We start from the raw sequence: 11,621 nt of genomic DNA, 5'->3' as shown, positions 1-11,621 counted from the left end.
CCAGATGGACCAGGTGACGCAGCAGAACGCCGCGCTGGTGGAGCAGGCTGCGGCCGCGGCGGAGTCGCTGGAGGAACAGGCCCACAACCTCAACGCGGCGCTGGAGATGTTCCGGCTGTCGCACTAAGGGCGCTCTTCACAAACACCCTGCGACAGAACGTCCGGTTGCGTATCACATTGCCAGCATTAAGACGACTGTAGACTCGCTTGAAGGGGTCGGTGTGCGGCGCTTCCGGAAAGTTCAGAGTTACGTGAACCAAAACGCGGATATTTCAAAGTTAAGCGAACCAGGAGTTCAAAGTTGGCTGAGCACTCCTGCCGGGAACGCCCATAAATCCTGACCTACCGGTTCAGAGTTGAGTGAATCTCGACAGCGGGGAGTCCAACCGGGCGCGCAGAAACGAAAGAATCGCAAAAAACGTTTCCATTTCAGTAACTTAGGGTCGATCCAGTCACATTTCGCACCAACGTGGACGAAGCACTAGGCATTACCCCGAGCGGCGCCTATCTGGCCGCCCACTCCCGCCGGATCAGCTCCAACCCCTCCCGATAGGTCGTCACCCTGAACTCGGGAAACCGGCGCTTGAACTTGGTGGAATCGAACAGGTTGTCCTGCTCGTACCGCGGCAGCAGCTCGCGGATTTCGCGCACGGGCTTGGAGAAGAGCCCGGCGGCAGTCATGGCCCACTTGCCGATGACCGTGTACGACCCGTCCCGGCCAAACACGTCGCTGGCCATGGCGACGAACTGCTTGTATGTCAGCCGGTTGTCGTCGCAGGGCAGATGCCAGGTCTGACCGAATGCATCGGGCGTGTTGCCGAGCGCCGCCAGCGCGCGGCTTGCGTCCGGTGTCCAGATGAGCGTGCGCCGCGTGTCATCGCGCACCGGTACGCGGGGCTTCTTGCCAGCCTCCAGATTTTCGATGGCCAGCGCGTTGGTGAAGCTCTGCGTCTTGCCCGGGCCATAGAACTCGGGCGCCCGGCCGATGAGCACGGGAATCTCGCCGCGCGCCATCTCTTCGAGCACCATGGTCGCCATAGCCGCGCGCACCCGGCCCTTGCGCCCCACCGGCGCGAAAGGCGTGGCCTCCGTCTGCAGGCGGGCGTCCTGCGGGTACATGTAGGTGTTGTCGAAATAGGCGAACTTCGCCCTTTCCGCCCGAGCGGCGTCCAGTGCGTTCTTCAGCATGATTGGGAACTGCGTTTCCCACAGTTGGGTGTCCGGCGGCAGGCCGGCGGTGAAGTACACGACGCTGCTACCCTTGACTGCCTCGGCCGTCTGCTGTGCGGTGAGGAGGTTGGCCGACACCAGCCCATCGGTGTCGTTCACTTTGCGCGGCGTCCGGCTCACGAGCCGCAGGTCGCTGGTGTAGTTGCGATGGAGTTCCCGTGCCAGTTCCATCGCGATCTGACCATTCGCGCCCAATATCGTCTGCATTTCGTCCACCTTTGAAGTTGCGGCTTCGGTATGTGGACAGCAGATTAACTTTGAAGTCAACTTGAAGGTCAAGCCGGTCTTTAGCGGTGGTGCCGAATCGTCTGCAGGATTAAAGTCGGGTTGAATGTCAATGCACGCGTGAGGTCGGCAATGAAGATTGGAGAACTGGCGAAGCTGACCGGTCTGGCGGCGTCGCGCATCCGCTTTTACGAAGCGGCGGGATTGATCACGGCGGTCGAGCGGCAGTCGAACGGCTATCGCGACTACTCGCCCGACGCGGTGTGGATGCTGGAGATCATCGCCAGCGCCCAGAGCGCTGGGTTCTCGCTCGAGCAGATCCGCCACCTGCTGCCGGTGGGCCCTGGGGACTGGCAACACGAAGCGCTCCTGGACGCACTGCGCCGCAAGGTGGTCGAGATCGAAGCGCTGCAAAAGCGCCTCAAGCAGAGCAAGGCACAACTTCTCGTCGCCATCGAGAGCATCGAAAACCGGCCCGATGAACTGAAATGCGCGGATCGACCCAAGTGGGTGCTCGAACGTCTGCGCAAGAACAAGAATGCCCCCGCGCGCAGCAAGGCCCGTGGCCGCGTTGCCGGCTGATCAGCAGCACGCCTATCGGGCGATCTTCCCGGCCTTTTGCCGATGCGGTGTGAGCCCGCTTCGACGATCCCCTCTAGACGCTTGACCTTCAAGTTGAGTTCAACCTTAGAGTTTCCCTTACCAGTCTCAGAGGGAACTCCTAGTCAACGCATCGAGAAAGGTCATGAACATGGATACGCGGTTTACACAGGTCGAATTCGGGCCGCACAAGGTCGACGTGCTGCAAGGCGGCTACTACGACCGCTACCGGATGAACCCCAACCTGGATGAGGTGGCACTGGACCCCGCCGCTGGGAACATCGACTTCTTCCGCCGCATCCCCAAGCGCCTGGCCGCCTCGCGTGTTGGTCCGACCTGGGCACCCAACTTCTACTACCGTTCCAGCAGCATTCAACTGCTGTTTCTTGCGTCACTCTCCCGCTTGCGGGCGACGCTGCCTGAGCCGCTCGAACCGCTGCGCGCCCTTCCCGGCTATGGGTTGGTCGCGCTGACGTTTTTCTCCTACGCGGTGTGCGACAACGACCCGTACGACGAGGTGTCGGTTGCGGTGGTGATCCGCCGGCCCGGCGCGCGCGGGTCGCATGCGCTGGAGCTGCTCGACGCCATGCGCCGCCGCAGCTTCGTGGCGCATGTGCTGGCGCTGCCCGTCACAACGGAGATTGCACGCGTACGCGGCGTGCACGGCTATCAGTTGCCCAAGTGGCGTGCCGACATCGACATGAGCATCGGCAAAACGGTCAAGGCCCGCATTGCAGGATCGGGCAACAAGCCAGATCTGACCTTGAGCGCGCCGCTGCCCGCCTTGCACGACGCCGTACCGCAATCGCGCATGGGAACGACCACCACGATCAACAAGGTCGACGGCGAATGGCATCAGAGCTCGGCGCAGAGCAACACGCTGTCGTACGCGCAACGTCTGTTTCCGCGCGACATCAAGCTGATGCGCCATGGCGGCCCGCTGACCCAATTGCTGGACGGGCTCGGCGCCTCCACCGTGCTTCGGCTGGACGTGGTGAAAGAGACGCGCAGCTGGTGTTGAATCTGCCCACGCCGCTGAAGGCATTCGACCATTCTGCAATGTGAGGAAGACCCTATGACCGCACCGGACCATGACCTCGTTGTCTTTGGCGCCACCAGCTTTGTTGGCCAGATCCTGACCCGCTACTTGGCCGAACAGTTCTCGGGCCAGGGCGAGACGCTGCGCTGGGCCATCGCGGGCCGGTCTGAAGCGAAGCTCATGGAGCTCAAACACGCACTGGGCCCAGCGGGCGCTTCGCTGCCCATCATCGTGGCCGACGCGGCCAATGCGGCCCAGTTGCGCGCGCTGTGCGTGCAGACCCGCGTGGTGGTCTCCACCGTTGGTCCGTACGCGCTGTATGGCGAGCCGCTCATCCAGATCTGCGTGGAAACCGGCACCGACTACTGCGACCTCACCGGCGAGACCCAATGGATCAAGCGCATGATCGAAAAGTACGAGTCGGCCGCGCAGCGATCCGGCGCGCGCATCGTGCATTGCTGCGGCTTCGATTCGGTGCCGTCGGACACGGGCGTCTACTTCCTGCAGCAGCAGGCGATGCAGCAATGGGGCACGCCGGCCACCCGCGTGAAGATGCGCGTGAAGACGCTCAAGGGCGGCGCGTCCGGCGGAACCGTGGCCAGCCTGATCAACGTGGTGCAGGAGGCCGCGGCCGACCCCGCCCTTCGCAAAGCGCTCGTCAACCCGTACACCCTCTGCCCACCCGGGCACGGCTTCACGGCACGCCAGCACGCGGTCAGAGGCGCCGCGTTCGATGCCGATTTCGATGCGTGGATCGCGCCCTTCGTCATGGCGGCCATCAACGAGCGTGTGGTGCATCGCTCCAACGCGCTGTCGGGCAACGCCTATGGCAACACGTTCACCTATGACGAAGCGGTGATCACCGGCACCGGTCTGAAAGGCCGCCTGAAAGCCATGACGATGGTGGCTGGCCTCGGTGCATTCATGGCGGGCATTCTCATCAAGCCTGCTCGCATCGTGATGGAGCGCTTCCTGCTGCCCAAGCCCGGCGAAGGCCCCAGCCCCGAAGCCCAGTTGGCCGGCCGCTATGACCTCCGCTTCTTCGGCCGCACCGATGATGGCCGGACCTTGCGCGTGAAAGTCACGGGCGATCGCGACCCGGGCTACGGGTCCACCGGCAAGATGCTGGGTCAAGCCGCCGCCAGTCTCGCACTGGACCACGTCAAGGACGGCATCAAGACCGGCCGCCCTGGCGGCTTCTGGACACCGGCCACAATGTTCGATGACCGCTTCATCGAGCGCCTGACCCGCCACGCTGGCCTGCGCTTCGAGCGGCTATGAATGGGATGAAGATAGGCGAGCTGGCAGCGCGCACTGGCCTGACCGCTTCGCGTATCCGCTTCTATGAACGCATCGGCTTGTTGAAGACGGTCGATCGTCAGCCGAACGGCTATCGGACTTACCCGCCCGAAGCCTTGCTGGTGCTTGATCTGGTGGCCACCGCACAGAACGCCGGCTTCAGCCTCGACGAGATTCGCATGCTGCTGCCGCCTGACTTGGCACAGTGGGAGCGTAGTGCGCTGCTCAACGCGTTACACCGCAAAGTGCACGACATGGAAACGCTACAGACGCGGCTTGCGCAGAGCAAGGCGCACATCGTCGCGCTGATTGCAGAGATCGAGTCCAAGCCGGACGGCATCGACTGCGTTGCCAACGCACAGCGGTTGCTGTCGTGGATGCTGCAAAAACACAGGGAAAGCCCCACGCTTGCCAGGGCACCGCGTCCATCAGAAGACGCGTAGGTGAGACAACATCGGGAAGACAGGCGATGCACTGCGCATCGCCCGGCTCCCGATCATTGCTTAACCGTTCAGTGCGCCGACGCGCCAGCCGCACCCAGGCCCGTTTCCGAACGCACCTGCTGCGCGTCGAACGCGGCCCGCTCGAACTTGGCACGCGCGCTGGTGTCGAGCACCGAGAACAGCCACACGCCCACGAAGCCGATCGTCATCGAGAACAGTGCCGGCGACGTGTACGGGAACCAGGCCGAGCCCTTCGGATAACCCAGCGTGGCTTCCCACACCGACGGCGACACGATCGTCAGGCCCACCGACGAGATCAAGCCCAGGAACCCGCCAATGACCGCACCGCGGGTGGTGCAACCCTTCCACAGCATCGAGAGGAACAGCACCGGAAAATTGGCCGATGCCGCCACTGCAAACGCCAGCGACACCATGAACGCGATGTTCTGCTTCTCGAACGCAATGCCCAGCAGCACGGCGATCACGCCCAGCACCAGCGTGGTGATGCGCGACACCCGCAGCTCATCAGCGCTGTTGGCCTTGCCGTGCTTGAAGACTGTGGCGTACAGGTCATGCGACACCGCCGATGCACCCGACAACGTGAGCCCCGCCACCACCGCCAGAATCGTGGCAAAGGCCACGGCCGAGATGAAGCCGTAGAACACGTCGCCGCCGACCGTCTTGGCGACCAGCACCGCAGCCATGTTGGCCGTGCCCGCACCGCCCTTGATCACGCCCTTGGCCACGTCCGCAAGTTCCGGATTGGTCAGCACCAGCGTGATTGCACCAAAGCCAATGATGAAGATCAGGACGTAGAAGTAGCCGATCCAGGTGGTGGCCCAGAACACCGATTTACGTGCTTCCTTGGCATCGGGCACCGTGAAGAAACGCATTAGGATGTGCGGCAGCCCGGCGGTGCCGAACATCAGCGCCATGCCGAACGAGATGGCCGAGATCGGATCCTTGATGAAGCCGCCCGGCGACATGACGGACAGGCCGATCTTGGCAGCGTCGTCAGACGATTTGCCGGCGTTGGCGGCAATCGCGGTCTTGACTTCCACCGCCTTGGCGAACAGCGCTTCGGGGCTGAAACCGTACTGCGCCAGCACCATGATCGCCATGAACGTCACGCCGGCCAGCAGCAGGCACGCCTTGATGATCTGCACCCACGTCGTTGCGGTCATGCCGCCAAACAGCACGTAGACCATCATCAGCGCGCCGACGATCACCACCGCCACCCAGTAGTCGAGCCCGAACAGCAGCTTGATGAGCTGCCCCGCGCCGACCATCTGCGCGATCAGGTAGAAGGCCACCACCACCAGCGTGCCGATGGCGGCAAAGCTGCGGATCGGGCCTTGCTGGAAGCGGTAGCCCGCCACATCGGCAAAGGTGAACTTACCGAGGTTGCGCAGCCGCTCGGCCATCAGGAACGTGATGATCGGCCAGCCGACCAGGAAGCCGATCGAGTAGATCAGGCCGTCGTAACCCGAGGTCATCACCGCAGCGGAAATGCCCAGGAAGGAAGCGGCCGACATGTAGTCGCCGGAGATGGCCAGGCCGTTCTGAAAGCCGGTGATGCCACCACCCGCCGTATAGAAATCCGCCGCGGAGCGCGTGCGCTTTGCCGCCCACTTGGTGATCCACAGCGTGCCGGCCACGAACAGCGCGAACAGCACGATGGCCGTGGTGTTGGTTGCCTGCTTGGCGGTCTGTCCGACATCGCCACCCGCAGCGATGGCTGCACCACAGGCGCCGGCGGCCAGCAGGGCCACCAGCATCATGGAAAGCGTCTTGTTCATTGCTTGACGTCCTGCAGGATGTCCTGCGTCAGTTGATCGTATTCATGGTTCGCGCGGCGCACGTAGATGCCGGTGATGACGACGGTGAATGCAATCACCGCCATGCCGACCGGGATACCGACGCTCATCACGCCCGCGCTCACGGGCTTGGCGAGGAACGGCTTGTTGAATGCGATCAGCGCGATGTAGCCGTAGTACACGACCAGCATCAGCGCCGTCAGAAAGAGGCCGAGCGCATTGCGCCGGCGCTTGAGCTGCGCATACTTGGGATGCGCCGCGATTTTTCCTACCAAACCATCCTGCATCGCTGTCTCCTGAATCGCTCTTGAATGTGTGCGGCGATTCTGGATAGCGAAACTGACTGAACTCTTACTCGGGCCCTCGGCAGCGACGTAGAAGACACTATGGTTTTCCCTAGCGGGCCTGAGCTCTTCGTTGCTTTGGCATGCACGGCACCGGTGGCAATCACTCCCCCTGCCCGCGCGCAAAGATGTCCCAGCTCGCCATGAACAGCGCGGCAACCAGCGGCCCGATCACGAAGCCTGTGATGCCGAACAGCTCCATGCCGCCAAGCGTGGAGATCAGCACGACCCAGTCGGGCATCTTGGTGTCCTTGCCGACGAGCAGCGGGCGCAGCAGGTTGTCGACCAGGCCGATCACGCCGCCGCAGAACGCGACGAGGACCACGCATTTCCAGACCGCGCCCGCCATCAGGAAATAGACCGCCACCGGCACCCACACGAGGCTCGCGCCAATCGCGGGCAGCAAGGACAGAAACGCCATCAGCGCGCCCCACAGCACGACGCCATCAATGCCGAGCACCCAGAAGATCAGCCCGCCAAGCGCACCCTGCACCATCGCGACCGCAATGTTGCCCTTCACGGTGGCACGCACCACGGTCGTGAACTTCGTCAGCAGCAGGCGCTTGTGCTCTTCATCCATCGGCAGCGCGCGGCGCAGGCGGCGGCCGATCTCGGTACCGTCGCGCAGCAGGAAGAACACCATGTACAGCATCACGCCAAAGCCGATGACGAACTGGAACGTGTTCTGGCCGATGCTGAGCGCCTGCGCGGCGGCAAACTGGCTGATCTGTGCCGCCCCGTCAGACAGCTTCTTTTGGATGCCGGCAATGTTGGTCAGCCCCGATTTGGCCAGCAGTTGCTGAACCCAGGTGGGCAGCGCATGCACCGCTTGCGAGAGATACCGGGAGTAGTTCGGCTGCGCGTTCTGGATCTCCTGATAGGCGATGCCGACCTCCTGCACGATGGTCGCCGCAACAAAGATGACCGGCAGGATCACGATGAGGATGATCAGCGCCAGCGTGGCGAGCGCGGCGAGATTGCGCCGCTTTCCCAATCGAGCGACCAGCGCCCGCTGCACGGGCTGAAACAGGATTGCCAGGATGACGCCCCAGAACACCGCGCCGAAGAACGGCGAGAGGATCCAGCCGAGCCCCAGGCTGACAACGAGCAGCAGGAGATGGAAGAATTTCTGGTGGTCGCGTCCGCTGTCCATGGTTGGCTTGTTTGCGTGAAGGTGAAGTCTGATGAGCCCGGGTCACACCCGGGGCAGGCGGAATTCGAGTATGCCCATGCCGCCGCCAACCCATCAGGCGAGCAACGCCACTGCGCCGGAATCTACCTGAACACCCGATTCGATGTCAGCCCAGGCACCCATCGCGGTGATGGCCACCCAACGGCAGCCGGGTCGTGGCTAGGAGGCGGACCGACTATAGTCTCGGATGTGATTTCAACCGGGCGGCAACGGCAAACCGACTGAACAAAGGCATTGGCTTGCCGCATCGCCCCCTCAACACATTGAAGGAGCACAACGTGGTATTCGAAATGGCGCACCTCGAGATTCTTCCCGGCAAGCAGCGCGAGTTTGAAGCCGCCGTCCAGCAAGCCCTACCGCTGTTTGCGCGGGCCAAGGGCTGCCACGGCGCAGAGCTGCACCACATTGTGGAGCGCGACACCAGCTACGTCCTGCTCGTGCGCTGGGACACCGTTGAAGACCACATGGTCGGCTTCCGAGAGTCGAATGACTTCCAGGAATGGCGCAAGCTGGTGGGACCGTTCTTTGCCAAGGCACCCGAGGTGGTGCACTCCGAAGTGGCCGTCAAGTAGCGCCTGAAGGTCTCGCCACCCTTCTTTTTTCATTTGTTTGCAGTCTGCCGCGGCACGCCGGGTTCAATGGCACGTAAAGATGCCCCCGGTATTGCCGTTAGCCGTGGATGTGCGCCCTGCGTTGCAACGCGCGACGGCGCCCGGGCGGCCTCGCCCGACTTCAATCCACCCCTTGCCAAGGCACTTCCGCTTCTTTCATGTCCTCTGAAACGTCGATGGACAGGCGTTTTGGCGCCAGCATCGCCATCGTCCTCGTTCCGGTGCTGTCGTTGTCGTGCTGGCTGCTGGGCTATGCGTGGCTGGCCTATGGCCGCGCCGACGATGCCGCGCGCAGTTTCCAGGCGCTGCGCATGGCATTGCTGGCCATGGAGAAAGTCTCGGCCGAGCGCGGCCCCACCAACGGCGTACTGGGCGAAGACCTGCCCCTGCCCGCCAAGCGCGTGGCGACACTGAACCGGTTTCGCACCACCAGCGACGAACACGTTGCCCGGTTGCTCGACACACTGCACCCCGATCACTGCCCAGGCTGTGCGGCCGACACCAACGCCGTTCACCAAGCCCAGGCTGACCTGCGCGCCGCGCGCGCGAATATCGACCGTCTGGTTGAGCAGCCGCTCTCCTCGCGCAGCACGGCTGCGCTGACCGACGCGGTGGACCGCATGATCGCGGTGATCCCCAAATTCCTGCCGGTGGTCAATGCACGCACCGCCAGCATCACCCGGGGCGATGCCGACGCGCTCAATTGCCTGATCCTCGCGCGGCTGGCCGCAGACCTGCGCGAGTATGCCGGCCAGCTCGGTTCGCGCTTTACCGGCGCGCTGGCCCTGCATCGCCCGCTGACGAGAGACGAGCAGTTCGCCATCGAACGGACAGTTGGGCGCGTGGAGCAGCTGCGCTACATGATCGACACGCGCACGATCGGCAACCCCGCGCTCAACCGGCACGCCGCCGCGGCCCTCGCCACACAGTACTTCGGTGAAGGGCTGCGTTATGTGCAAACCGTGCGCGCCCAGGCCAGCCTGCCCGGCGGCGCGCCCATCACCACCGGTCAGTTCGCCGAGCACTACGTGCCGACCATGCAGGCCATCACCGATTTCCGCGACAGCGTGCTGCGTCTGGCCGAAGACCACATCGGGGCGCACCGGCGCGCGATGCTGCTGGTACTGATCGGCTCTGCGGCGGCGGTGCTGTCGGCGCTGGGGGCATTGGCGTGGATGACGATCTCGTTCCGCCGCGACGTGGTGGTGCCGTTCGTCAACGCCACACGCCTGATCGACACGATCGCGCGCGGCAACCTGAGCGCGCATATCCCGACCAGCTTTGCGCGGCGCGAGATCCGCGCGATGTTCGAGGCCATCCGCGTGCTGCGCATCAACAGCATCGAGCGCCACCGGCTCGAGCTCGAGCGCGCGCACCTGATGCAGGAACTCGCGCGTATGGCCGAGACCGATCCGCTCACCAAACTGCTGAACCGCCGCGCCTTCGAAGACCGAGCCGGCGCGATGTGCAAATCGCCGCAGCCCCGTGCCCCGCTGGTTGCGCTGATCATGTTCGACATCGACCATTTCAAGCGCGTCAACGATACCTATGGCCACGCCGTGGGCGATGAGGCGCTGCGCACCGTCGCCGACCTGTGCCGCACCGACAGCCCATCGGCCGACATGGTGGCGCGCATCGGGGGCGAGGAATTCGCGGTGATGATCTGGGCAGACAGCCTTGCGCAGGCGCGGGCCGTGGCCGAACACTTGCGCCACCGCATTGCCGAGGTGGCAGTGCCCACAGGCACCGACCTGCCCTGCCGCATGACGGCCAGCTTTGGTGTGGCAGTGGCACAAGCGGCGGACCGCCCCGAGTTGGAATCCCTGCTGCGGCGCGCCGACCACCTGCTCTATGCCGCCAAGCTGGCGGGGCGCAACTGCGTGATGACGGATTTTCCGCCTCCGCGCGATATATCGGCGGCGGCTGACTGAACCGTTACGGCAAATTCTGCAGACAGCGGAGGATGGCTGCCCTACATTGGCAGTTGCCATTCAACGACACTGCACCGGAGCCGACGATGCCGCAAGACCGTCACCTCACTCTCTATCACTCGCCGCGCAGCCGTTCACGGGGCGCGCACATGCTGCTCGAAGAACTCGGCGCCGACTACGAACTGCACACCTTCGACCTGAGCACGGGCCAACACAAGGCGCCGGAGTTCCTCGCCATTAACCCGCTGGGCAAGGTGCCGACACTGCGCCACGGCAACGAGGTCATCACCGAGCAGGTGGCCATCTACCTGTATGCGGCGGAGCTGTATCCGGAGGCGGGGCTCTCGCCGGCGGTGGGCGATCCGCTGCGCGCGGCGTACCTGCGCTGGATGGTGTTCTACGGCGCGTGCTTCGAGCCCGCGATTGTGGACCGCTCGATGAAGCGTGAACCGGCGGCCTATTCGCTGTCGCCGTACGGCAATTTCGACACCATGCTGGGCACGCTGACCGCGCAACTGGAGCGAGGCCCCTACCTGCTGGGCGAACGCTTTACCGCGGCGGATGTGCTGTGGGCTGCGGCGCTGGGCTGGACGACGATGTTCAAGCTCATCCCCGAAACGCCGCTGGTGCGTGAATACATTGACCGCGTGATGGCGCGCCCCGCCATGCAGCGCGCACAAGCGGCCGACTTGGCGCTTGCGGAAGAACAGGACAAGGCCAAGGCAGCAAACGCCCCGGCCTCGTCACGCAGCTGAGTGCGGTATTAGTGCGAGAGACGGAACTGCCCCACGGCCTCGTTGAGGTTGTGGGCCTGTTCCTCCAGCGACTCCGCCGCGGCCGCAGCCTGCTCCACCAGCGCGGCGTTCTGCTGCGTCACCTGGTCCATCTGG

The 11,621-nt window shown here is 63.9% G+C and carries 10 protein-coding genes and 1 pseudogene; 7 read left to right on the top strand and 4 right to left on the bottom strand.

Translation table 11 applies throughout. The features are described from left to right. Nucleotides 1-504 precede the first annotated feature (504 nt). A complete protein-coding gene (locus NG900_RS26320; RefSeq protein ID WP_252685312.1) occupies nt 505-1,437 on the bottom strand; it encodes an NAD-dependent epimerase/dehydratase family protein in 933 nt (310 codons plus the stop codon). A 150-nt stretch (nt 1,438-1,587) separates the two neighbouring features. Here NG900_RS26320 and NG900_RS26315 point away from each other — a divergent pair, with 150 nt between their 5' ends. From NG900_RS26315 to NG900_RS26300, 4 genes and pseudogenes are all read left to right on the top strand, one after another. After that, nucleotides 1,588-2,037, top strand: coding sequence for a MerR family transcriptional regulator (locus NG900_RS26315; protein WP_252685310.1), 450 nt, complete (start codon nt 1,588-1,590; stop codon nt 2,035-2,037). A 169-nt stretch (nt 2,038-2,206) separates the two neighbouring features. Next, nucleotides 2,207-3,120 (top strand): annotated as a pseudogene (locus tag NG900_RS26310) (acetoacetate decarboxylase). A gap of 10 nt (nt 3,121-3,130) precedes the next feature. Next, nucleotides 3,131-4,375, top strand: a complete 1,245-nt coding sequence (locus tag NG900_RS26305; RefSeq protein ID WP_252685308.1) for a saccharopine dehydrogenase family protein — start codon at nt 3,131-3,133, stop codon at nt 4,373-4,375. Between the two features lie 5 nt (nt 4,376-4,380). Further along, nucleotides 4,381-4,836, top strand: coding sequence for a MerR family transcriptional regulator (locus NG900_RS26300; RefSeq protein ID WP_252685316.1), 456 nt, complete (start codon nt 4,381-4,383; stop codon nt 4,834-4,836). A gap of 68 nt (nt 4,837-4,904) precedes the next feature. On the opposite strand, the gene NG900_RS26295 is transcribed toward NG900_RS26300, so the two are convergent. The 3 genes from NG900_RS26295 to NG900_RS26285 all read right to left on the bottom strand — a co-directional run bounded on the left by NG900_RS26295 (nt 4,905) and on the right by NG900_RS26285 (nt 8,150). Beyond that, nucleotides 4,905-6,635, bottom strand: coding sequence for a cation acetate symporter (locus NG900_RS26295; RefSeq protein WP_252685306.1), 1,731 nt, complete (start codon nt 6,633-6,635; stop codon nt 4,905-4,907). Next, complete coding sequence (locus NG900_RS26290; protein WP_252685304.1) at nt 6,632-6,940, bottom strand: DUF485 domain-containing protein; 309 nt, start codon at nt 6,938-6,940, stop codon at nt 6,632-6,634. Before NG900_RS26290 ends, NG900_RS26295 begins: the two co-directional genes overlap by 4 nt. A gap of 160 nt (nt 6,941-7,100) precedes the next feature. Then, complete coding sequence (locus NG900_RS26285; protein ID WP_252685302.1) at nt 7,101-8,150, bottom strand: AI-2E family transporter; 1,050 nt, start codon at nt 8,148-8,150, stop codon at nt 7,101-7,103. 329 nt (nt 8,151-8,479) lie between these two features. Here NG900_RS26285 and NG900_RS26280 point away from each other — a divergent pair, with 329 nt between their 5' ends. The 3 genes from NG900_RS26280 (at nt 8,480) to NG900_RS26270 (ending at nt 11,486) form a co-directional block, all read left to right on the top strand. Then, the gene (locus tag NG900_RS26280) at nt 8,480-8,761 is read left to right on the top strand and encodes an antibiotic biosynthesis monooxygenase family protein (RefSeq protein WP_252685314.1); all 282 of its coding nucleotides are present in this window, start codon (nt 8,480-8,482) and stop codon (nt 8,759-8,761) included. 215 nt (nt 8,762-8,976) lie between these two features. Next, nucleotides 8,977-10,731, top strand: coding sequence for a GGDEF domain-containing protein (locus NG900_RS26275; RefSeq protein ID WP_252685300.1), 1,755 nt, complete (start codon nt 8,977-8,979; stop codon nt 10,729-10,731). An 86-nt stretch (nt 10,732-10,817) separates the two neighbouring features. After that, on the top strand, nt 10,818-11,486 hold the full coding sequence (locus NG900_RS26270) for a glutathione S-transferase family protein (RefSeq protein ID WP_252685298.1): 669 nt from the start codon (nt 10,818-10,820) through the stop codon (nt 11,484-11,486). Nucleotides 11,487-11,621 lie beyond the last annotated feature (135 nt).

This window comes from Ralstonia soli (genome assembly GCF_023955655.1).
GTDB lineage: Bacteria > Pseudomonadota > Gammaproteobacteria > Burkholderiales > Burkholderiaceae > Ralstonia > Ralstonia soli.
This window is presented reverse-complemented; position numbering and strand designations above follow the sequence as displayed.